Annotated in this window: 25 protein-coding genes; 17 read left to right on the top strand and 8 right to left on the bottom strand. The window is 64.9% G+C overall.

Annotated features, from left to right (window positions below; all coding sequences use genetic code 11):
• The first annotated feature begins 10 nt into the window (after positions 1-10).
• Together LB518_RS01455 and LB518_RS01460 are read left to right on the top strand one after the other, a co-directional pair.
• Positions 11-1,408 (top strand): M20/M25/M40 family metallo-hydrolase, encoded by a 1,398-nt coding sequence (locus LB518_RS01455; protein ID WP_224572195.1) that lies wholly within the window; start codon positions 11-13, stop codon positions 1,406-1,408.
• Positions 1,405-1,983, top strand: coding sequence for an LOG family protein (locus LB518_RS01460; RefSeq protein WP_224572197.1), 579 nt, complete (start codon positions 1,405-1,407; stop codon positions 1,981-1,983). The genes LB518_RS01455 and LB518_RS01460 overlap by 4 nt, the downstream gene beginning before the upstream one ends.
• Positions 1,984-1,986: 3 nt before the next feature.
• Here LB518_RS01460 and LB518_RS01465 read toward each other — a convergent pair whose 3' ends face one another.
• The 4 genes from LB518_RS01465 to LB518_RS01480 form a co-directional block, all read right to left on the bottom strand.
• Positions 1,987-3,210, bottom strand: a complete 1,224-nt coding sequence (locus LB518_RS01465; RefSeq protein WP_224572199.1) for an RNA polymerase sigma factor — start codon at positions 3,208-3,210, stop codon at positions 1,987-1,989.
• Positions 3,211-3,279: 69 nt separating this feature from the next.
• The gene (locus LB518_RS01470) at positions 3,280-3,633 is read right to left on the bottom strand and encodes a YciI family protein (protein WP_224572201.1); all 354 of its coding nucleotides are present in this window, start codon (positions 3,631-3,633) and stop codon (positions 3,280-3,282) included.
• A 116-nt stretch (positions 3,634-3,749) separates the two neighbouring features.
• The gene (locus tag LB518_RS01475) at positions 3,750-4,682 is read right to left on the bottom strand and encodes a c-type cytochrome (protein ID WP_224572203.1); all 933 of its coding nucleotides are present in this window, start codon (positions 4,680-4,682) and stop codon (positions 3,750-3,752) included.
• Between the two features lie 6 nt (positions 4,683-4,688).
• Positions 4,689-5,129, bottom strand: a complete 441-nt coding sequence (locus LB518_RS01480) for a c-type cytochrome (protein ID WP_224572205.1) — start codon at positions 5,127-5,129, stop codon at positions 4,689-4,691.
• A gap of 297 nt (positions 5,130-5,426) precedes the next feature.
• Between LB518_RS01480 and LB518_RS01485 the strand changes: the two genes are divergently transcribed.
• Both LB518_RS01485 and LB518_RS01490 read left to right on the top strand, forming a co-directional pair.
• The gene (locus tag LB518_RS01485; RefSeq protein WP_224572207.1) at positions 5,427-6,026 is read left to right on the top strand and encodes a superoxide dismutase; all 600 of its coding nucleotides are present in this window, start codon (positions 5,427-5,429) and stop codon (positions 6,024-6,026) included.
• A 119-nt stretch (positions 6,027-6,145) separates the two neighbouring features.
• Positions 6,146-6,583, top strand: a complete 438-nt coding sequence (locus LB518_RS01490) for a VOC family protein (protein WP_224572208.1) — start codon at positions 6,146-6,148, stop codon at positions 6,581-6,583.
• 58 nt (positions 6,584-6,641) lie between these two features.
• Here the strand turns inward: LB518_RS01490 and LB518_RS01495 are convergent, their stop codons facing one another.
• Positions 6,642-7,001 carry a hypothetical protein gene (locus LB518_RS01495; protein WP_224572211.1) on the bottom strand — a complete coding sequence of 120 codons (360 nt, stop codon included), beginning with the start codon at positions 6,999-7,001 and terminating at the stop codon, positions 6,642-6,644.
• 78 nt (positions 7,002-7,079) lie between these two features.
• Positions 7,080-9,179 carry a S9 family peptidase gene (locus LB518_RS01500; protein WP_502845782.1) on the bottom strand — a complete coding sequence of 700 codons (2,100 nt, stop codon included), beginning with the start codon at positions 9,177-9,179 and terminating at the stop codon, positions 7,080-7,082.
• Between the two features lie 164 nt (positions 9,180-9,343).
• Between LB518_RS01500 and LB518_RS01505 the strand changes: the two genes are divergently transcribed.
• The 13 genes from LB518_RS01505 to LB518_RS01565 all read left to right on the top strand — a co-directional run bounded on the left by LB518_RS01505 (position 9,344) and on the right by LB518_RS01565 (position 18,825).
• Positions 9,344-9,832 (top strand): Na+/H+ antiporter subunit E, encoded by a 489-nt coding sequence (locus LB518_RS01505; protein WP_224572215.1) that lies wholly within the window; start codon positions 9,344-9,346, stop codon positions 9,830-9,832.
• A complete protein-coding gene (locus LB518_RS01510; protein WP_224572217.1) occupies positions 9,829-10,110 on the top strand; it encodes an MrpF/PhaF family protein in 282 nt (93 codons plus the stop codon). The genes LB518_RS01505 and LB518_RS01510 overlap by 4 nt, the downstream gene beginning before the upstream one ends.
• A complete protein-coding gene (mnhG, locus tag LB518_RS01515; RefSeq protein ID WP_224572219.1) occupies positions 10,107-10,550 on the top strand; it encodes a monovalent cation/H(+) antiporter subunit G in 444 nt (147 codons plus the stop codon). The genes LB518_RS01510 and mnhG overlap by 4 nt, the downstream gene beginning before the upstream one ends.
• Positions 10,547-11,101 (top strand): DUF4040 domain-containing protein, encoded by a 555-nt coding sequence (locus LB518_RS01520; protein WP_224572221.1) that lies wholly within the window; start codon positions 10,547-10,549, stop codon positions 11,099-11,101. The genes mnhG and LB518_RS01520 overlap by 4 nt, the downstream gene beginning before the upstream one ends.
• 2 nt (positions 11,102-11,103) lie before the next feature.
• Complete coding sequence (locus LB518_RS01525; protein WP_224572223.1) at positions 11,104-11,523, top strand: Na(+)/H(+) antiporter subunit B; 420 nt, start codon at positions 11,104-11,106, stop codon at positions 11,521-11,523.
• Positions 11,520-11,921, top strand: a complete 402-nt coding sequence (locus LB518_RS01530) for a cation:proton antiporter subunit C (RefSeq protein ID WP_224572225.1) — start codon at positions 11,520-11,522, stop codon at positions 11,919-11,921. The genes LB518_RS01525 and LB518_RS01530 overlap by 4 nt, the downstream gene beginning before the upstream one ends.
• On the top strand, positions 11,918-13,414 hold the full coding sequence (locus tag LB518_RS01535) for a monovalent cation/H+ antiporter subunit D family protein (RefSeq protein ID WP_224572227.1): 1,497 nt from the start codon (positions 11,918-11,920) through the stop codon (positions 13,412-13,414). Before LB518_RS01530 ends, LB518_RS01535 begins: the two co-directional genes overlap by 4 nt.
• Positions 13,411-14,886: a proton-conducting transporter transmembrane domain-containing protein gene (locus LB518_RS01540; protein WP_224572237.1), complete on the top strand. Its 1,476-nt coding sequence runs from the start codon at positions 13,411-13,413 to the stop codon at positions 14,884-14,886. Before LB518_RS01535 ends, LB518_RS01540 begins: the two co-directional genes overlap by 4 nt.
• 38 nt (positions 14,887-14,924) lie before the next feature.
• Positions 14,925-15,158 (top strand): hypothetical protein, encoded by a 234-nt coding sequence (locus LB518_RS01545; protein WP_224572239.1) that lies wholly within the window; start codon positions 14,925-14,927, stop codon positions 15,156-15,158.
• The gene (locus tag LB518_RS01550; protein ID WP_224572248.1) at positions 15,151-16,827 is read left to right on the top strand and encodes a proton-conducting transporter transmembrane domain-containing protein; all 1,677 of its coding nucleotides are present in this window, start codon (positions 15,151-15,153) and stop codon (positions 16,825-16,827) included. The genes LB518_RS01545 and LB518_RS01550 overlap by 8 nt, the downstream gene beginning before the upstream one ends.
• A gap of 272 nt (positions 16,828-17,099) precedes the next feature.
• Entirely contained in the window at positions 17,100-17,513 is a 414-nt protein-coding gene (locus LB518_RS01555; RefSeq protein ID WP_224572250.1) for a Ros/MucR family transcriptional regulator, read from the top strand.
• Positions 17,514-17,689: 176 nt separating this feature from the next.
• A complete protein-coding gene (locus LB518_RS01560) occupies positions 17,690-18,058 on the top strand; it encodes a helix-turn-helix domain-containing protein (RefSeq protein WP_224572252.1) in 369 nt (122 codons plus the stop codon).
• 8 nt (positions 18,059-18,066) lie between these two features.
• Positions 18,067-18,825 (top strand): DUF6456 domain-containing protein, encoded by a 759-nt coding sequence (locus LB518_RS01565; RefSeq protein WP_224572254.1) that lies wholly within the window; start codon positions 18,067-18,069, stop codon positions 18,823-18,825.
• Positions 18,826-18,829: 4 nt separating this feature from the next.
• Here the strand turns inward: LB518_RS01565 and LB518_RS01570 are convergent, their stop codons facing one another.
• On the bottom strand, positions 18,830-19,273 hold the full coding sequence (locus LB518_RS01570) for a SufE family protein (RefSeq protein ID WP_224572256.1): 444 nt from the start codon (positions 19,271-19,273) through the stop codon (positions 18,830-18,832).
• A gap of 120 nt (positions 19,274-19,393) precedes the next feature.
• Positions 19,394-19,789 carry a DUF5330 domain-containing protein gene (locus tag LB518_RS01575; protein WP_224572257.1) on the bottom strand — a complete coding sequence of 132 codons (396 nt, stop codon included), beginning with the start codon at positions 19,787-19,789 and terminating at the stop codon, positions 19,394-19,396.
• Between the last annotated feature and the right edge of the window lie 205 nt (positions 19,790-19,994).

Here is a 19,994-nt window from a genome sequence, read left to right on the forward strand (position 1 = left end):
AGCCCCTGCCGTGACAGACCGTCTCGACGACGTCCTCGCTTATATCGATGCCGACCTCGACAAGAGCGTCGAGCGCTTGTTCCGCCTCGTCGAGATCGAGAGCATTTCGACTGACCCCGCCTATGCCGGCGCCTGCCTGCAAGCGGCGGAGTGGCTGGCCGACGCTCTAGGCGCGATCGGGTTCGAGGCGGCTGCCAGGCCGACACCGGGACATCCGATGGTCGTCGGCCGCTCAGCCGGTGGCGCAGGGCCGCATGTGCTGTTCTACGGCCATTACGACGTCCAGCCCGTCGATCCCGTCGAGCTCTGGTCGAGCCCGCCGTTCCAGCCAAAGCTGGTGACGGCCGCGGACGGCACGAAACAGATCGTCGGGCGCGGCACTGCCGACGACAAGGGCCAGCTCATGACCTTCATCGAGGCCTGCCGCGCCTGGAAGGCCGTGACCGGCGCGCTGCCGATCCCCGTGACGGTACTGCTCGAAGGCGAGGAAGAATCCGGCGGGCACAATCTGGCGCCGTTTATGGCGGCCAACAGGCAGGAACTCACCGCGGACTTCGCCTTCATCTGCGACACCGGCATGTGGGATGCGAAGACCCCAGCCGTCACGACCATGCTTCGCGGCATGGTCGGCGAGGAGATCACCATCACCGCCGCCTCGCGCGACCTGCATTCCGGCATGTATGGCGGCGCCGCGCGCAATCCGATCCACGTCCTCGTCAATGTTCTCGACGGTCTTCGCGACGAAACCGGCCGCGTGACCCTTCCCGGCTTTTATGATGGCGTCGGCGAACTGCCGGAGGCGATCCGGAAGCAGTGGGAAGGCCTCGGCTTTGACGAGGCGGCGTTCCTTGGCGAGGTCGGCCTCTCGATCCCGGCCGGCGAGGCGGGGCGCAGCGTGATCGAAAAGATCTGGGCCCGGCCGACCTGCGAGGTCAACGGCATTTGGGGCGGCTATACCGGCAAGGGCTTCAAGACGGTCATCCCGTCCAAGGCGCATGCCAAGGTTTCCTTCCGCCTCGTCGACCAGCAGGACCCCGAGGCGGTCCGTGAGAGCTTTCGCGCCTATATCCGCTCGATGCTGCCCGCCGACTGCAGCGTCGAATTCATCGGCCATGGCGGCTCGAAGGGCGTGCGGCTTCCCTCGGACAGCCCTGCGCTCGTCAAGACGCGCGACGCACTCAGCGCCGAATGGGGCAAGCCCTGCGTCACGATCGGCGCGGGCGGCTCGATCCCCGTCGCTGGCGATTTCAAGAACATCCTCGGGCTCGACGCCCTGATGGTTGGCTTCGGCCTCGACGACGATCGCATCCACTCGCCGAACGAGAAGTACAATCTTTCGAGCTATCATGGTGGCATCCGCTCCTGGGCGCGGATCCTCGCGGCTCTTTCAGAAGGCGCTGGCAAATGAGGCTCTGCGTCTTCTGCGGCTCCAATGAAGGGTTCCGCCCGGAATACCGTAACGCTGCAGTCGCGCTCGGCCAGACCATCGCCGCGCATGATTCGGCGCTCATCTATGGCGGTTCCAAGGTCGGGCTGATGGGGGCTGTGGCCGATGCGGTTCTCGCCGCAGGTGGCACGGTGATCGGCATCATTCCGCAGGCGCTGGTCGACAAGGAGGTCGCCCATCACGGCCTGACCGAGCTCCACGTCGTCGGCTCGATGCATGAGCGCAAGGCCAAGATGGCTGACATGGCCGAGGGCTTCGTCGCGCTGCCGGGCGGGATCGGGACGCTGGAGGAACTGTTCGAGATCTGGACCTGGGCGCAGCTCGGCTATCACGGCAAACCGGTTGGTGTGCTCGATATCGCCGGCTTCTATGGCAAGCTGCTCGCCTTCCTCGATCATCAGGCGGAGGAAGGCTTCATGCGGCGGGAGCATCGCGACATGCTGATCGTCGAGAATGATCCGGAGCAGTTGATCCAGCGCTATCGCAACTATCAGCCGCCGCAGATCACCAAATGGATCAAGTCTGGCCAGCGCTGAGGATCAACTGACCAGTCGTCGCGCCCGCTCGTCGAGATAGGCGCGAATGGCCGGGTCTTCCGCCAATGCGATGGCGCTTCGAAAGGCCTCGACGGCCTCGTCGACGCGGCCCGCCTGGGCCAGAAGTTCGGCATGCGCGGCATGATAGGGCTGGTAGCCCGCGACTCGCTCAGGCTCAAGTTCGGCGAGGAGAGCGAGACCGGCGGTCGCGCCCTCCGCATCCGCGACTGCAACAGCGCGCGCGACGGCGACGCCGATGCGCGGCGCACGCCGCCAAAGTTCTTCATGCAGCAGCGCGATCATCGCGGCGTCGGGCCGGCCGATCAGCCGCATCCCCGTGAGCGCCGACTGGATCGCCGCTTCGATCTGGAACCGCCCCGGCGTATCCAGCGCCGCGGCACGCCCCAGCATGAGCTCGGCCTCGGCGAGCATCTCGCGCGACCAGAGCGCTGTATCCTGCTCGGAGAGCGGCACATAGCGGCCGTCCGGTGCGCGTCTGGCCGGGCGCCGCGCCTCGCAATAAAGCATCAGCGCCAGAAGGCCGAGCGGCTCCGCATCGCCGGGCATCAGCGCAGCGAGAACCCGCCCGAGCCAGATCGCCTCGGTGGCAAGGCTCGGCGCGCGGGCGCCGGCGCCGCCGGCGATCTCGTCCCATCCGCTGCCGTAGGCGGCATACACAGCCTCGATAACGCTGGCTAGCCGCGCCGGCAGTTCGGTCCGCTCGGGGACGGCAAAGGGAATGCCGGCATCGCGGATCTTCGCCTTGGCGCGCACCAGCCGTTGGCCCATGGTCGCCGCCGGCACCAGGAACGCGGCGCCGATCCTGCTGGCGTCGAGGCCGAGGACGGTCTGCAGCATCAAAGGCGCGCGGATCGCCTCGTCGATCGCCGGATGGGCGCAGACGAACATCAGCTTCAGCCGCTCGTCGGGATAATGCGGCGCCATCGGATCTGTCTCCTCGGCGAGCGCCGATAACAGCAGCAGCGAGCGCTCCAGGGCCGCGTCGGCCGTTCGCTTGCGGAGCCGGTCGGTGATACGTCGCCGCGCGACGGCGACGAGCCACGCCTCGGGCGCATCGGGAACCCCGCTCTCGGGCCAGCGCTGCAGCGCCGCCACGACGGCATCGGCGAGCGCATCCTCGGCAGCCGCGATGTCACGGCCGCGGCTGGCGAGGATCGCGACCAGCCGGCCGAAACTGTCGCGAACGGCCTGCTCGACAGGTTGCAAAGCGGAACCCTCCTGAAAGGCAGCCGGTCGCGCCGGGACGAACCCGGCGCGATGGCGCCTTATATCGCCTCACATCTCCGACGGGAGCGTTGGCCGCACCTCGACGCCCGTGGCCGCGCAGGGGGCCTTGGCCGCCCAGCCGAGGGCGGCGTCGAGATCGGGAACATCGATCAGGAAGAAGCCGCCGAGCTGCTCCTTGGCCGCGGCGAACGGACCATCCTGGACGTGGCGCTGCCCGTCCTTGAGGCGGACCGTGGTGGCCGCCTGTGGCGCATGCAGGCCCGCCCCGCCGCGGACGACGCCGCTGGCCACGATCTCGTCGATATAGGCGCGCCAGGCGCCCCAATATGCAGAGTCGTCCTCGCGATGGTCGCGGGTCTCGAAGTTCTTCTCGGTCTCGTAGAACATGATCGCGTACTGCATGACGGTCTCCGATCGGTTCGGCGCCCTGGCCGGAAGCGGGAAGATCCCCTCTTCACGGCCATGTCGGATGAGCGTCGCTCATTTCGACATCTGCAGCGCGGAAAAAATCGCCGTCTTCAGTCGGAGGCGGTTCGGCCATCGGATCGATCGAGGGGCGGCAGGTCTTTCAGATAAGCCGCGATGGCCGCGCGATCGGATGCGGGCAGGTGGGCGAGGTTTTCCTGGACGTCGACCATCGTGCCGCCGACCGAGTCGAAATCAGGCGTCATGCCCGTTTCGAAGAAGTTGGCGATATCCTCGGCAGACCAATCGCCGATGCCGCCCTTGCCGCCGGTGATGTTGGGGACGAAGCCTTGCCCCGAGGGGTTGGGCGCGCCGGCCAGATGATGGGTGAAGTCCAGTCCGCCGATGGCATTGCGCGGCGTATGACACTCGTTGCAATGGCCGGGGCCCTCGACGAGATAGGCGCCGCGGTTGATCTCGTCGCTCTTGGTGGGGTCGGGCTCGAACGTCCCGCCATTGAGATAGAGGAGTTTCCAGAGGCCAAGCCCCCGGCGGATCGAGAACGGGAACGGCAGCTCGTGCGGGGGGCTGTCGGTCGCGACCGGCGGCAGCGTATCGAGATAGGCCTTGAGGTCGACGATGTCGGAGACCGGCATGCGTTGGTATGACGTATAGGGAAAGGCTGGATAAAGGTGTTCGCCGCCTGGCCCGAGCCCGCGCTTCATCGCGTTGACGAAGTCGAGCGTCGACCAGTTGCCGATGCCATGCGTCTTGTCCGGCGAGATATTCGGCGGATGGAAGGTGCCGAAGGGCGAAACGATCGGTTCGCCCCCGGCCAGAATCAGCTTGTCGTCGCCTTTGGCGCCCGGCGCGGCGTGGCAGGAGGCGCAGCCACCCGCCCAGAACAGGAGTTCGCCCTTGGCCGGATCCCCCGGGCGGTCCGGAATTTCCGCCGCCGAAAGCGGCTTCGGTTCAGTCAGCAACCAGAAGCCCGCGCCACCGACGATGGCGAGGACAATGATCGCGACGACAAGGCGGCGGAGCATCGGCGCTTAGTCGGACAGGCGGTAAAGCTGGTGACAGCTCTTGCAGTTCGCACCGACGACCGCGAAGGCCGCCTTGAACGCGTCGGCGCCTTGATCGGCCGCGGCTGCGGCCGCCTTGGCGTCGCTGGCGAGCTTCGCGGCATGGGCCTCGAAGTCGGCCTTGTTTTCCCAGATCTTGGGCGATGCGCCCTTATCGGCGGTCTCGGAGCCGGCAGGGAACAGGGTCGGGAAATCGGTGGCCTTCGCAGCGACGGTCTCCATGGCGGCCTTTGCCGCGGCGGCGTCGAACGGAACCTTGCCCATGGCAAAGCCCGCGGACGTCTTGATCGCCCCGCCGATCGCCTTCATGTCGGCCTCGCGCTGCTTGCCGAGATCGGACGCCGCCATGGCAAGGCCGGCCGACGCGACAGCGACTGTGAAGCCGATGACCGCAATGATTTTCCGCATCCCTGAATCCCCTTTGTTCGGAACTGGTCCAGACTGTGACGCGAAGCGGCCTCGCGGGGCAAGGCGGAGGCCCGCCATAACGCAAAAATGATGGTGCCGTGATCGATGCGTGGGGCAGGGCGTTGCGCATTGTCGGCAGAACGCGAACGGCTCGTTTCGGAGCCGGTGCAAACCCGATCTCTGCGGTTGCCGCTGGCCGGCAGGGTGCCTATGGTGCAGCCGGAACGTTCATCGCGGCAGGCCGTTTTCGACGCGGTAGCCCGATTTCCAAACCTATCGTCGACAGGAGTTGTTCCGATGGCCTTCGAACTTCCCCCGCTCCCCTACGACTACGAGGCGCTCGCGCCCTTCATGTCGAAGGAGACGCTCGAATACCACCATGACAAGCACCATCAGGCTTACGTCACCAACGGCAACAACCTGCTGAAGGGCTCGGGTCTCGAGGACAAGAGCCTCGAAGAGATCGTCAAGGAGAGCTATGGCAAGAATGCCGGCCTCTTCAACAATGCCGGCCAGCACTACAATCACATCCATTTCTGGAAGTGGCTGAAGAAGGACGGCGGGGGCAAGAGCCTCCCCGGCAAGCTGCAGGCCGCTGTCGACAGCGACCTCGGCGGCTACGACAAGTTCCGGACCGATTTCATCGCCGCCGGCACGACGCAGTTCGGCTCGGGCTGGGCCTGGCTTTCGGTCAAGAACGGCAAGCTCGAGATCTCGAAGACGCCGAACGGCGAAAACCCGCTCGTCCATGGCGGCGCGCCGATCCTCGGCGTCGATGTCTGGGAACACTCCTATTACATCGACTACCGCAACGCCCGCCCGAAATATCTTGAGGCGTTCGTCGACAGCCTGATCAACTGGGACTACGTCCTGGAGCTCTACGAAAAGGCCGTCTAGGGCGTCTGCTCGAAGCAAGAATTGGAAAGCCCCGGCCTAGTGCCGGGGCTTTTGTTTTATGGTCACGAGGATGCTGGCGCTGGATTTCACGCCGAGGCCAAATATGGGAGTCTGACGAGATGGCGCTCAAGCGGATGGACAACGTAGGAATCGTCGTTGACGACCTTGGCGCGGCGGTCGATTTCTTTCGCGAACTTGGCCTTGAGCTCGAAGGGCGGGCCACGATCGAAGGAGAATGGGCCGGGCGGGTCACCGGACTGGGCGATCAGCATGTCGAGATTGCCATGATGCGTACGCCGGACGGCCATGGCCGGTTGGAGCTCTCGCGCTTCATAGCGCCGCCGGTCGTCGCGGACCACCGGAACGCCCCGGTCAATGCCCTCGGCTATCTCCGCGTCATGTTCGCGGTGGACGACCTTGACGAGACCCTTGCAAGGCTCAGCAGTCACGGCGCTCAACTCGTCGGCGAAGTCGTCCAGTACGGCGACATGTACCGGCTCTGCTACATCCGCGGGCCTGAAGGGATTCTGATTGGCCTGGCCGAAGAGCTTGGCTGATCGGGACATCGACGCTGGCGACGAGCCGCCGATGCCACCAACAATATGAGTTTGCGCCTCAAGCCTTCTGCAGTCCGCGCTGGCAGAAAGTGAAGTCCATCAGTTGCGGCCATTCTGACTGGACGTCGTAGAGCCAGCGCTTGCACGCCGCCTGCGTCTTGAAGCAGCCATTGCCCCAGGCTGGCCAGAGGCCGGTATCCCAGGGGTTGGGCTTGGAGCCCGAGAAGCGCGAGAACCAGACATTCTGCGGCCCGACCTGCGCCGCCAGCGCCCGGCAGTCGCCGGCCGAAACATTGTCGCCAAATCCCTGGATGCCATAGAAGCGCTGACCACCGCCTGGCGTCGTCGCCGTGCAGGAGGCGACGGCGAAGGCGAGCATGGCGGCTGCTGCGGTCGAGCTGATCGCGGTCTTTGACATTGGCGGACCTCCCCAGGCTGGCTCGGTCCCGTCGATCGACGGGACCGTCATTGCAAAGTGTCGCCGCCTGCGGAGACGTCAAGCGCGGCCGGCGACCTTCAGCACGAAAGCGGTGGCAAACGCCGTCTCCTTCAGGCTGTCGAAGCGCCCGGAAGCGCCGCCATGACCGGCGTCCATATTGGTCTTGAGCAGCAGCGGCGCATCATTGGTCTTGGTGGCGCGCAGCTTCGCGACCCATTTCGCCGGCTCCCAATAGGTCACGCGCGGATCGGTGAGCCCGCCGATGGCGAGAATCGGCGGGTAGGCCTTGGCCGCGACATTGTCGTAGGGCGAATAGGCGGCGATCGACTGGTAGTCGGCCGCGCTTTCGATCGGATTGCCCCATTCCGGCCATTCCGGCGGCGTCAGCGGGAGCGTGGCGTCGAGCATGGTGTTGAGCACATCGACGAACGGCACCTCGGCGACGATGCCGCCGAAGAGATCGGGCGCCATGTTCGAGACCGCGCCCATGAGCATGCCGCCGGCCGAACCGCCCCAGCCGACGATCTTGCCGCGCGATGTGAAGCCTTCCGACGCCAGATATTCGCCGGCGGCGATGAAGTCGCGGAATGAGTTCTGCTTCTTCTCGCGCCGCCCATCGGCATACCAGCGGAAGCCCTTGTCTTTGCCGCCACGGATATGGGCGATGGCATAGACGATACCGCGATCGACCAGCGAGAGACGCGTGATGCTGAATGATGCGGGGATGGTGATGCCGTAGGAACCATACCCGTAAAGCAGCAGCGGCGCGCTGCCATCGAGCGGCGTATCCTTGCGATAGAGCAGCGAAACCGGAACGGTCTCGCCGTCGCCGGCCCGTGCGAAGACGCGGCGCGTCACATACTGGCTCGCGTCATGGCCGGAGGGGACCTCCTGCTCCTTGCGCAGCACCCGCTCACGCGTCGCCATGTCGTAATCATAGACACGAGACGGTGTCGTCATCGAGGAATAGGTGAAGCGCAGCATAGTGGTGTCGAATTCATAGCCATCGCCGAGGCCGAGCGAATAGGCCTCCTCGTCAAAGGCGATCGCGTGTTCCTCGCCGCTTGCAAGCTCACGGATGACGATGCGCGGCAGCCCGCCCTCACGCTCGAGACGGACCATGAAGTCCTTGTAGACCGTGAGGCCGAGGATCAGCCGGCCCGGCTGATGCGGCACGAGGTCGGTCCAGTTCTCGCGGCCCGGATTGGCCACGGGCGCCGTGACGATCTTGAAGTCTTCGGCGCCGTCGGCATTGGTCAGGATGAAAAACGTGTCGCCGTTGTGGTCAACGTCATATTCCTCGGCCGGACGACGCGGTGCGATCAGACGCGGCGCCGCCTCGGGCGCCTCGGCGTCGATGAGATGCACTTCCGACGTCTCGTGATCGTGCGAATCGACCAAGAGGTAGCGACCGGACTGGGTCTGGCCGATGCCGAGGAAGAAGCCGGGATTGGTCTCCTCGAAGACCAGCACATCCTCGCTGGTCGGGCTGCCGACGCGATGGCGATAGATCCGGCAGGGGCGATGATTGTCGTCGAGCACCGTGTAGAAAAGCGTCCGGCTGTCGGCCGCCCAGACGGCGCCGCCCGTCGTCGTCTCGATCGTGTCGGCGAGGTCGATACCGGTCTCGGCCTCGCGCACGCGGAGCGTATAGGCCTCCGAGCCCTTGTCGTCATAGGCCCAGGCGATCAGCGCATGATCAGGGCTGTGGTCGGCGCCACCGATCTCGTAGAAGGCGTGACCCTTGGCCATCGCATCGACATCGAGCAGCACGGTTTCCGGCCCGCCCTCGCGCGCTGTGCGCACGATGCGCGGCTGCTCGGCGCCTTCGAGATAGCGCGAGGCATAGGCATAGGGGCCGTCCGGAGCGGGAACCGAGGAATCGTCTTCCTTGATCCGCCCGCGCATCTCCTTGAACAGCGTCGCCTGCAGCGCCTCGGTATCGGCCATCTCGGCCTTGGTATAGGCGTTCTCGGCCTCGAGATGCGCCCGGATCTCCGGCGCCAGCGCGGATGGATCGCGCATCACCTCCTGCCAGTTGTCGGCGCGAATCCACGCATAGTCGTCCTGGCGCGCGATGCCATGGGCTTGGAGTGTGACGGGATGTTTGGCGGCAATGGGCGGATTCACGAGCGGGAAATCTCCGGAGGGGCAGATGGCGGGGCCAGGATGTTCGTTGCAGCCTAGATAGAGGCCCGCTCGCGCGGCGCCAAGCACTGGTCCGGCCCGGTTACGTCTTGGGTTGATCGCTTTTGCATGCTTTGGTGTGCGCGGACACGAATCGCAACGCGCCCGGGGGCGCCTCCGACGACAAGGGCCCGATGATCCGCACTGTCAGCCTTGCGCTCTGGCTGTTCGCCTTCTGGCTGCTGCTTTCCGGCCACTATACGCTGTGGCTTGTCAGTGCAGGCATCGTGATTTCGGCCGGGATCGCTTTTGTCGGCCGCCTGACGGGCTTCGCGGACGAAGAGGGCCATCCCGTCGAGCGCATCGTCGGCGGCCTCGGCTACTGGCCGTGGCTCGTCATTGAGATCGTGAAGTCCTCCATCGACGTCGCGCGTACGATCCTCGACGTGCGGAGGCCGATCGAGCCCGAATTGTTCGAGATTTCCGTTGGCCCCAAGACAGCCGTCGGCGCCGTCACCTATGCCAATTCGATCACGTTGACGCCGGGTACCGTGACGGTCGGGATCGATCGGGAGCATGACCGCTTCACCGTGCACGCGTTGACCAAGGCAGGCGCTGAAGGCGTGCGGTCCGGCGAGATGGATCGGCGCGTCGTGGCTTTCGAGAAGGAGGGCCCGGCGTGATTCTCTTTGCGGCCCTCCTCGCCGTTCTCGTCGCCGTTGTTCTGATGACGTTCCGTACCGTGGCGGGACCGACGACCTTCGATCGACTGCTGGCTGCCAACTCCATCGGCAATGGCGCGATCCTGATCGTGGCGCTTTATGGCTTTCTCACCGAGCGACCGGATTTCATCGACCTGACGCTGACTTATGCGCTGCTCAACTATGTCGGCGTGTTTGCTGTGCTGAAATTCTTCCGTGCTGGTTCCGAAGACGAGGAACAGGCGGAGGAGGCGCGATGACCGATATCCTCGCCAATATCGTCAGCGGCGTCCTCATTCTTGCCGGCGCCGGCTTCTTCCTGACGGGCGCGATCGGTTTCATCCGCATGCCCGATCTCTTCACGCGCCTGCATGCCGCTTCGCTGTCCGATACAACCGGCATGGCCTTGATCCTTTCTGGCCTCGCCGTCCATGCCGGCTTTACCGTCGCCGCCGTGAAGCTCGTCTTCCTCATCCTGTTCCTGCTGTTCATGGGACCGGCCACCACGCATGCGCTGGCGGCCGCGGCGCTGGCGGCCGGGGTCAAGCCGCTTGGCGCGATGCGCCATGCTGCCAAGAAAGGACCCGGCAAGGCGGCCGACACCGTGAAGACCGTTGCAACCTCGGAAGCGAAGGCAGCTCCGAAAAAAGTGCCGAAGAACACGCCCAAGAACACGTCCAAGAAGGGGAGGCGGCGGTGAGCACCATCGATCCGGTCTTCGTCGAGGCGTTTCTTTCGCTGGCTTTGATGCTGCTGGTCATGGTCCTGGCCGTCGCGATCGTCCGCATTCGCGGGCTGTTTGCAGTCGTCGTGTTGCTCGGCGCCTACAGCTTCGTCATGGCGACGCTGTTCGTCGTTCTCGATGCCGTCGACGTCGCGATGACAGAAGCTTCGGTCGGCGCCGGCATCTCGACGGTGCTGTTCCTCGGCGCGCTCTATCTGACCGACGTCAAGGAAGCCACGGGAACGGCACGCCGGATCGCGCCGCTGTTCGTTGCCGCCGTCACGGCCGCCGTGCTGGTCTGGGGCATGAGCGATCTGCCTGATTTTGGTTCGTCGGCGCAGCCGATCCACGCTGTCGGCGCTGATTATCTCGGTCGCACCTTGCCCGACACGGGTATCCCCAATGTCGTGACCGCAGTGCTCGCAAGCTATCGCGGCTTCGATACGCTCGGCGAGACCGCGGTCGTTTTCACGGCGGCGATCGGCGTGCTGGTGCTGCTGCGCCGACGCAGCGGCGAGAGGTCATAGCCATGCGCCGCGATATCGTGCTGCGCGTTGCCGCCAAGTTCATCATGGCGCCGCTCATCCTCTTTGCGCTCTATGTCCAGTTTCATGGTGATTACGGTCCTGGCGGCGGCTTTCAGGCCGGCGTGATCGCGGCGGCGGGCGTGATCCTCTATGCGATCATCAATGGCCTAGGCGCGGCGCAGAGGCTGGTATCAATGGCTCTGGTCGAGCGGCTGATCCCTGCCGGAGTGCTGGTCTATGCGTCTGTCGGCCTCGTCTCGATGGCGCTTGGCGGCAACTTCCTCGACTATAATCCCCTGGCACATGACCCAGTCCACGGCCAGGAATGGGGCGTCTTCTTCGTCGAGGCCGGCGTGTTCCTCACTGTCTTCTCCAGCATGATCGCGATCTACTATGCTTTCGCGAGCCGGAGGGCGTCATGAGCCTCGTGGCGATGCTTGCCTCCGAGGCGACGCGTTTCACGATCGTCCTGGTGATGGTCGCGGGGCTCTATATCGTCATCGCCCGCAATAACATGATCAAGAAGCTGGTCGGACTGTCGCTGTTCCAGTCCTCGGTCTACCTGCTCTATCTGCTGCCCGGGAAGATATTCGGCGGCACGGCGCCGATCCTCGATCCGCGTTTCGATGTCTATGCCAACCCTCTGCCGCATGTTCTGATTCTGACCGCGATCGTGGTCGGCATCGGCACGCTGGCGCTCGGCCTTGCTCTCGCGATCCGCATCAAGGAAGCCTACGGAACCATCGAGGAGGACGAGGTGCTGGCCAGGGATCGCGGGCAGGCGAGTCCCGCCACCCGCAAGGCGGGCACGCGCGGATGAGCCTCATCGCCGCAGTCGACCAGCATCTGCCGGTTATCATCGTGCTCGCGCCGCTGCTCGGCGCGCTGCTGGTGGCGTTGATCCGCGTCGAGATCGCCTCATGGCCGATCGCCGTCATCGCGGCGCTCGTCAGTGCCATGGCCGCGTTCCGCCTTGTCTTCGGCGTGGAAACGCTCGGCGTCGTCTCTTATCGCCTCGGCGGCTTCGCTCCGGACCTCGGCATCGAGTATCGCGTCGATGCGGTGAACGCGCTCGTTCTGCTTCTTGTAACGGGCATATCCCTCGCGACGCTGGTTTATGCTCGCCGGAGCGTCGCGGATGAGATCGATAGCGGACGCGTGCCGTGGTTCTACGCCATGATGTTGGTGGCGATGTCCGGCCTGCTCGGCATGGCGATCACCGGCGACGCGTTCAACGCCTTCGTCTTCCTCGAGATCTCCTCGCTCTCGACCTATACGCTGATTGCACTCGGCCGCGACCGGCGGGCTCTCGTCGCCGCCTACCAATATCTGATCGTCGGAACGATCGGCGCGACCTTCTATGTCATTGGCGTCGGCCTCCTTTATCTGTCCACCGGCACGCTCAATCTCGCTCTGATCATCGAGCGGCTGCCGGACGTCACGTCGCCGCGCGCGCTGATCGCCGCCGAAGCCTTCATCCTCGTCGGCATCGCCCTGAAGCTGGCGCTCTTTCCGCTGCATGCCTGGCTGCCCAACGCCTATGGCTATGCGCCCTCGGCGGCGACGGTCCTGATTGCCTCGACCGCGACCAAGGTCGCGGTCTACCTGATGGCGCGCTTCCTGTTCGGCGTCTTTGGCATTCATGTCGAGCTCGGGCCGGTTTCGGTCACGGGCGTATTGATCGTGCTCTCGCTCGGCGCGATGTTCGTCGCCTCCGCCGCCGCGGTATTCCAGCGCGACGTCAAGCGCTTGCTTGCGTTCTCCTCGGTCGCGCAGATCGGCTACATCACGCTTGGCCTCGCGCTTGCCAATCCGGCCGGATTGACCGGAGCATTTCTGCATATCGTCAACCACGCGCTGATGAAGGGCGCCGCCTTCATGGCGATCGGCGCTGTGCTGCTGCGGTGTGGTTCGTCGCGGCTCGACGATCTTGCGGGCATCGGCCGGACCATGCCGGCGACGTCGGTCGCGTTGACCATTGCGGGTCTTGGCCTCATCGGCGTGCCCGGCACGAGCGGCTTCGTGTCGAAATGGTATCTCGTTCTCGGCGCCTTCGACGACGGCAAGGGGTGGCTGGCCTTCCTGATCGTCGCCAGCTCCGTGATTGCCGTTCTCTATGTCGGCCGCATCCTCGAGGTCGTCTGGTTCCGCGAGCCCAGCAAAACCGCGCTCGCTGCGCGTGAGGCGCCGCTCGGCATGCTGTTGCCGACGCTGCTTCTGGCCGGCCTCACGATCCTCTTCGGTATCGACGCCGAGTTCCCCGCCCGGCTGGCCGGCGCTGCGGCGTCGGCGCTTCTCGGGGGGCGGCCATGACCGTTTTGTCCATGAGCGCGATGATGAGTGGACCCTCATTGCTGGGGCTCGCGCTCATCATACCCGCCGTCGTCGCCGTTCTGGTTATGCTGCTCGGGCGACGGCCGGATCTTCGCGAGGCGGCCAGCCTTGTCGGCGCGCTGCTGCTGTTCATCGCGATATGCGCTTTGCTGGTCGATGTCCTGGCGGGCGCGCGGCCGGCGTTGCCGCTCGTTCGCATCGCGCCGGGGCTGGAGCTCATCCTCCGGGTCGAGCCGCTCGGCATGCTGTTCGCGATCGTCGCGGCGACGCTTTGGATCGCCAATTCCGTCTATTCAATCGGCTATATGCGCGGCAATCAGGAACCGCGGCAGACGATGTTCTTCGCGGCCTTCGCCGTCGCCATCGCGGCGACGATGGGCGTCGCGCTCGCCGGCAATCTGGTGACGCTGTTCCTGTTCTACGAGCTTCTGTCGCTCTCGACCTATCCGCTGGTCACGCACAAGCAGTCGCCAGCTGCGATGCGCGCCGGCCGCATCTATCTGCTGACGCTGATCGGCGCCTCGATGATCCTGCTGCTGCCAGCGATCATCTGGACGGCTTTCGTGGCGGGAACGACCAATTTCCAGATCGGGGGCATTCTCGCCGGCAGGATCGGCCCGCTGGCGATGGCGGTGCTTCTAGGGCTGTTCGTCTTCGGCGCCGCCAAGGCGGCCGTGATGCCGCTGCATCGCTGGCTGCCGGCGGCAATGGTCGCGCCGACGCCGGTCTCGGCGCTTTTGCACGCGGTTGCCGTCGTGAAGGCGGGTGTCTTCACCATCCTCAAGGTCACCATCTATATCTTCGGCCTCGATACGTTGCAGGCGACCGGCGCGTCGCAATGGCTCGTCTATGTCGCGGGCTTCACCATTATCGCCGCTTCGCTCGTCGCGATGACGGCAGATGATCTGAAGCGCCGGCTCGCTTATTCGACCATCGGCCAGCTTTCCTACATCGTCATGGCCGCGGCACTCGCGACCCCCGCCGCCGCGATCGGCGCCGCCATTCACATCGCGGCCCACGCAGTCTCCAAGATCACGCTCTTCTTCGCAGCCGGATCGGTCTATACGGCCGAGCATGTCGACAAGGTCAGCCAGATGGACGGTATTGGCCGGCGCATGCCCTGGACCATGGCGGCGTTCGCCATCGGCGCGCTGTCGATGATCGGCCTGCCGCCGACCGCCGGCTTTCTCGGAAAATGGTTCATGCTTTCGGGCGCGGGCAGCGCGCATGACTGGTTTGCGGTCGCAGTCATCATCGTCTCGACGGTGCTCAATGCAGCCTATCTGCTGCCGATCGTGACGCGGGCGTTCCTGAAACCCGCCGGTGGTCCGGTGGCCGAGGCGCCGCTTGCCATGGTCGTGGCCCTCACGGCGACAGCGGTCGGTACGATCCTGCTCTTCCTTTTCCCCGAGGTTCCCTATCGCCTCGCAAGCGCTCTGGTGAGCCGATGATCCCTTCGAAAGCGATTGACGCCGAAAGGATTGGTCCGATGACGATGAGGCGCCGTCTCATCGCGGGAGCATTGGCCGCGTTCCTGGCCGTGTGCGTCGTCGCTGACTTGTTCGTCGCGCATCATCCGGCCTTCGGCATTGACGGCACGGCGGGCTTCGCCGCCTGGTTTGGCATCATCGCCTCGGCCGTCGCGATTGCATTGGCGCTTGGATGGAGCCGGATCGCTGGTCGTAGCGAGATCGTGGCCGAAGAGGAGGAGCGCGATGGCTGAGACTCTGCTTCTCGCGCCCTGGCTGCCGCTCCTCGTCGGCAGCGTGCTCGTCGCGGTGCTGCGCGGCCTGGTACAGGATGTCGTTTTCGTCGCCGCGCCGATGCTGGCGCTGGTCTTTGTCTGGATGGTGCCGCAGGCGGCAGGTCCCGGCATCGATTGGCTCGGACTGACGCTGATGCCGATCGCGTCGGATCCGACGGCCCGCCTCTTTGGGACTGCCTTCGCGCTCGCCGCGATCGGCGGCGCAGTCTTCGCACTGCCACAGCGCAGCAGCACCGAGCGGGCCGCCGCGCTACTTTATGCCGGGTCGGCTCAGGGTGTGGTCTTCGCGGGCGATCTCGTCACCTTGTTCCTCTTCTGGGAAGTGATGGCGATCGGTTCTGCCGTTGTCATCTTCTCCAACGGCGCCAGTAGAGCCGGCCTTCGCTACGCGCTGATGCATGCCTTCGGCGGCGTCCTCTTCTTTGCCGGCATCGCCGCATCGATCGGCAGCGGCGGCACGGCGATCCGTCCCTTCGCGGCGGACTCGATCGGCTCGGTGCTGATGCTGGCCGGAATCCTGGTCAACGCGGGCGCGCCGCCGGTATCCGCCTGGGTCGCCGATGCGTATCCGCGCGCATCATGGTCCGGCGCGGTATTCCTCTCCGCCTTCACGACCAAAGCCGCGGTCGCCGTCCTGATCCGCCTTTTCCCCGGGGAGGCGGCGCTGGTTCCGATCGGACTGATCATGGCCGTCTACGGGATGGTCTATGCGTTGCTGGGGAATGACATCCGCCGCATGCTGTCCTATTCGATCGTCGGCCAGGTCGGCTTCATGGTCGTAGCCATCGGGATCGGGACGCCGTTGGCCCTTGCGGCGGCTGCGGCGCATGCCTTCGTGCACATCCTTTACAAGGGCCTGCTGATGATGGCTGCCGGGACGGTGCTGCGGGCGACCGGAACCACGCGCCTGACGGCGCTCGGTGGTCTCGCCCGGTCGATGCCCTTTGCCACGGCAGCGATGATCCTTGGCGGACTGGCGCTCGCCGCGATGCCTCTTACCGCCGGCTTTGTCAGCAAATCCGCGATCATGCAGGCGCTCGCCGAAGAGCATGCCGCGGTCGCCTGGTTCGCGCTCACGGCCATCTCGGCCGGCTCGATGCTGTATGCGGGCCTGCGCCTGCCCTGGTTCGCCATGCTGCGGTCATCGACGCCTCCACCATTGAGCCTGGCAACTGCACCGGCGATGAAGCTGGCGATGGGAGGCGTTGGGCTGGTTCTTCTCGTCGTTGGAGTGGCGCCGAGTCTCTTGATGCGAATCGTACCCGGTATCGATGCCGTCGCGGTGCTCACGCCAGATCATATTCTCTTTCAGCTGCAGCTCCTCATTGGCTCATCTATTTGTTTCGTTTTGTTTCTGGGATTACTTGCACCGCGTGCGCGCGCTATACGGGATACAGACTGGTTGTGGCGATCACTCCCACAATTGCTGGTCAATGCTGTTCGTGCGATATCTCGGAGAGGGGTCGCAACGATTCCGTCCAGGGCCGAAGTCGAGGCTAAAAAAATCCGTGATCTGTCAGAGGCTTGGATGCAGCGCACGATGGACGCCGGGAACTGGCGGACGGGAGATATAGCCCTCGTCGCGACGGCGCTTCTCGGCATTTGCCTGTTTATCGCCGCCATGTGAGGTATGGCCGATCAATTCTGCTGGAAACGACAAGGTCCACTGGAGACCAATCGACGCGTTTCGAAAGATGTGTAATGTCGATTTTTTCCACCCTGTGTGCACTTGTATTCTCCTACTTCGACTTATATAGAACGCACGAAATATACGTTCAGGCTGCGTCCCGTCGCGGTGTGTTGGTTCCACGGCAATTGAGAATTGCCAGAGGGGTCGGCAAGTCGTCCCGGAGCGCCCCGGTTATTTGCACGAGTTATCGATAGAGGTTTGGTGGAATGATGAGCGAGAAAATCGTCGGTAGTGACTTGATTGATCTGACAGCTGACATTGTGTCGGCTTACGTCAGCAACAACTCCGTCTCGGCGCACGATCTGCCGGGGCTGATCTCGGAAGTCTTTCAGGCTCTGAGCCGCACTCATGGCGGTGTCGTCGAGCCGGAGCCTGAGCCGCTGAAGCCGGCGGTCAATCCGAAGAAGTCGGTTTTCCCGGATTTCATCGTTTGCCTCGAAGATGGCAAGAAGTTCAAGTCGCTGAAGCGGCACCTTCGCACGCATTACGACCTGTCGCCGGAAGAGTATCGCGAGAAGTGGGGCCTGCCGGCCGACTATCCGATGGTCGCTCCGAGCTATGCGGCCGCCCGTTCGGAACTGGCCAAGAAGATGGGCCTCGGACAGCAGCGCAAGCGCCGCTGATCCGACCTCGAACGGCCTGATCTTGAAGCCCGGCCTTGGCCGGGCTTCTGCTTTTTTGGGGGCTTTTGTCCGCAGCCCAAAGAAATCTATCCCCGCTCCGCCAAACTGGATTAGCCTACCACTAGGAAGTAATTCCTAATCAGGCAATCTGAAGTTGGTGCGAGGATTGAGTCATCATGCATACTGAAAGCGGCGGTGAAGCGTCGGGACGGCGACGTTCTGGCGATTGCGATGAGGCGACGCGCCGCCTCCTGGCCGAGACCATCGGGACCGCGCTGGCGATCCGGCCCGACCGCATTCTGGGCGGAGCCCGCGGGCCGGCGCGCATTGCGTTCGCTCGTCAGCTGGCAATCTATCTCGCCCGGACACGGCTTGGACTTTCATTCACCGAAACGGGACGCCTGTTTCAGCGCGACCGCACGACTGCAGCGCACGCCTGCCGCCGCATCGAGGAATCGCGTGACGATGCCGCTACCGATGCCCTTGTCGATCGGCTCGATCAGATGGTCGTCGCCCGGCTGAGGTCAGGCGAGGTGCGGCCATGAAGGCGGATATGACCGAGCGTCGGCTCGCCCGACGCCTCGCTGGATCCGGCACTCATGCTGAACTCGACGATGCGGGCGAGGCTTGGTTGGTCGGCTGCGACGGTGCACGACGCGGTAATGTCGATGCCGGCGCGCTCCGCCGGTTGCGCGCACGTGGCGCACTTTTCGAAGAGGCCAGGGGGCATTATCGCTTGTCGGATGCGGGCCGAGCGATGGTTCGCCGCATGCTGGCCGGCGGGGACGATCTCACGCTGCAGCATCAGACACGCGAACGGCGGATCATCGAAACCGATGGCGTGCGCCACGCGGTGACCGTCGATGCCGGCGAAAGCCCGCTTGGCTGGCTCCGGGCCCGCAAGGGCCGCGATGGGCAGCCATTGATCGACGATGCGGCCTTTGCCGCCGGTGAGCGGCTGCGCGCCGATTTCACGCGCGGCCAGTTGATGCCCGGCATCACCGCCAGTTGGAACCCGGCAGGAGGCGGGGGCCGCGGCGCCGGCGGCGCTGGGGGCATTGCCGAGATCACGGAGGCGGGCCTCGCGGCGCGCATGCGCGTCGAACGCGCCTTGCGGGCCGTAGGCCCGGAGCTTTCAGGCGTGGTGGTGGATTTCTGCTGCTTCTTGAAGGGGATCGACCAGATCGAGGGCGAACGCGGCTGGCCGAAGCGATCGGCCAAGCTGGTGCTGCGGCTCGGGCTTGACGCTCTGGCCCGGCATTATGGCTTCGATAATGTCGGCGCTGCCGCCAGCCGGCAGCGCGCCGGCTGAGAGATCAGAGCGTTGCGGCGGCAGCTTCGTTGCGGATGCGGGCGACCATCGAGCGCAGGCCGTTGGAGCGCTGTTGCGACAGGTGATCCTTGAGGCCAAGCGTCGCGAATATCGCCTCGGCATCGACGGCGAGGATCTCGGCCGGCGTCCGGCCCGAATAGAGCGCGATGACGATCGCCACGAGGCCGCTGACGATCAGCGCATCGCTGTCCCCGAGGAAGTCTATCCGCCGCGTACCGTCCTCATCGCGAATCGTCTTCTGCAGCCAGACCTGGCTGGCGCAGCCCTGCACCTTGTTGACGTCGTTGTGCGCTTCGGCCGGCATTGGTGCGAGCGCGCGGCCGAGTTCGATCAGATAGCGATAGCGATCTTCCCATTCCTCGAGGAAGCCGAAATCTTCGATGATCTGTTCGATGGTCGGGGGAGCGCTCGTGGTCATGGCGGGCATATAGCGCTTCGTCGCCATCAGGGGAACAGCAGCGGCAGCAATCCCGGCTGAAGAAAAGGCGACGCCGAAGAAGGGCAGGGACCCGGCGGCGCTTGGCGGACGAGCCGCCGAAATGAATGCTCAGGCGTTGCCGGCGCCTTTGGCGAGAGGCTTGGGCGGATGGCTCGTCGCCTTGACCGGCGGCTGCCATGCGGGGGACGCATCCTCGGTCGTCAGCGTACCCAAGGCAACGGGCGCGGCGGCAGCCGGTTCGGATGGCGCCTTGGCATCGAAACGGGAGACGAGGGTCGCTGCACCGTGCCAGGCGCGTGTTCCGACGGCCTGCAAAGCCGCGCCGCCATGCGTGCACACATCCGGCTGCCTTGCGCAGATCCCCGAAAGATCGGCGACGATCCCGCGCGCTGCCAGGACGGCGTCCACGGCACCGACACTCGCGCTTTTACCGCCCGTCGCGGGATCGCCCGGAATGAGCAGCAGCACGATCGACAGCCAGAACACGGCGCGAATGATGAACATGAGGTGCCCTCCGAACGCAGATACAAAGTCCAGGTCGCCACGCTTTCCGTGATCTGACGAGAGCAATGCACCAGGCGGCTGAAGGCTGCGTTCAGCTCTACGGCTGATATTGATTCAAATTGTATCGATCATCCTGAAGGCGCGCGCCTCCCCGAAGAGATGGCGCAGGCCGTGCCTTCAGCGTTCCTTAAGCCGGAACTGCGAG

This window comes from Mesorhizobium sp. BR1-1-16 (genome assembly GCF_020165495.1).
In the GTDB taxonomy this organism is placed as follows: domain Bacteria; phylum Pseudomonadota; class Alphaproteobacteria; order Rhizobiales; family Kaistiaceae; genus Kaistia.

Bases quoted from the DNA above. Each gene is read 5' to 3' on its own strand.
- LB518_RS01525 (WP_224572223.1), top strand. From the start codon at position 11,104: ATGCGCCGCGATATCGTGCTGCGCGTTGCCGCCAAGTTCATCATGGCG.
- LB518_RS01565 (WP_224572254.1), top strand. From the start codon at position 18,067: ATGACCGAGCGTCGGCTCGCCCGACGCCTCGCTGGATCCGGCACTCAT.
- mnhG (WP_224572219.1), top strand. From the start codon at position 10,107: ATGACCGATATCCTCGCCAATATCGTCAGCGGCGTCCTCATTCTTGCC.
- LB518_RS01540 (WP_224572237.1), top strand. From the start codon at position 13,411: ATGACCGTTTTGTCCATGAGCGCGATGATGAGTGGACCCTCATTGCTG.
- LB518_RS01490 (WP_224572208.1), top strand. From the start codon at position 6,146: ATGGCGCTCAAGCGGATGGACAACGTAGGAATCGTCGTTGACGACCTT.
- LB518_RS01460 (WP_224572197.1), top strand. From the start codon at position 1,405: ATGAGGCTCTGCGTCTTCTGCGGCTCCAATGAAGGGTTCCGCCCGGAA.
- LB518_RS01555 (WP_224572250.1), top strand. From the start codon at position 17,100: ATGAGCGAGAAAATCGTCGGTAGTGACTTGATTGATCTGACAGCTGAC.
- LB518_RS01545 (WP_224572239.1), top strand. From the start codon at position 14,925: ATGACGATGAGGCGCCGTCTCATCGCGGGAGCATTGGCCGCGTTCCTG.
- LB518_RS01530 (WP_224572225.1), top strand. From the start codon at position 11,520: ATGAGCCTCGTGGCGATGCTTGCCTCCGAGGCGACGCGTTTCACGATC.
- LB518_RS01480 (WP_224572205.1), bottom strand. From the start codon at position 5,129: ATGCGGAAAATCATTGCGGTCATCGGCTTCACAGTCGCTGTCGCGTCG.
- LB518_RS01495 (WP_224572211.1), bottom strand. From the start codon at position 7,001: ATGTCAAAGACCGCGATCAGCTCGACCGCAGCAGCCGCCATGCTCGCC.
- LB518_RS01505 (WP_224572215.1), top strand. From the start codon at position 9,344: ATGATCCGCACTGTCAGCCTTGCGCTCTGGCTGTTCGCCTTCTGGCTG.
- LB518_RS01550 (WP_224572248.1), top strand. From the start codon at position 15,151: ATGGCTGAGACTCTGCTTCTCGCGCCCTGGCTGCCGCTCCTCGTCGGC.
- LB518_RS01570 (WP_224572256.1), bottom strand. From the start codon at position 19,273: ATGCCCGCCATGACCACGAGCGCTCCCCCGACCATCGAACAGATCATC.
- LB518_RS01485 (WP_224572207.1), top strand. From the start codon at position 5,427: ATGGCCTTCGAACTTCCCCCGCTCCCCTACGACTACGAGGCGCTCGCG.
- LB518_RS01475 (WP_224572203.1), bottom strand. From the start codon at position 4,682: ATGCTCCGCCGCCTTGTCGTCGCGATCATTGTCCTCGCCATCGTCGGT.
- LB518_RS01575 (WP_224572257.1), bottom strand. From the start codon at position 19,789: ATGTTCATCATTCGCGCCGTGTTCTGGCTGTCGATCGTGCTGCTGCTC.
- LB518_RS01535 (WP_224572227.1), top strand. From the start codon at position 11,918: ATGAGCCTCATCGCCGCAGTCGACCAGCATCTGCCGGTTATCATCGTG.
- LB518_RS01470 (WP_224572201.1), bottom strand. From the start codon at position 3,633: ATGCAGTACGCGATCATGTTCTACGAGACCGAGAAGAACTTCGAGACC.
- LB518_RS01560 (WP_224572252.1), top strand. From the start codon at position 17,690: ATGCATACTGAAAGCGGCGGTGAAGCGTCGGGACGGCGACGTTCTGGC.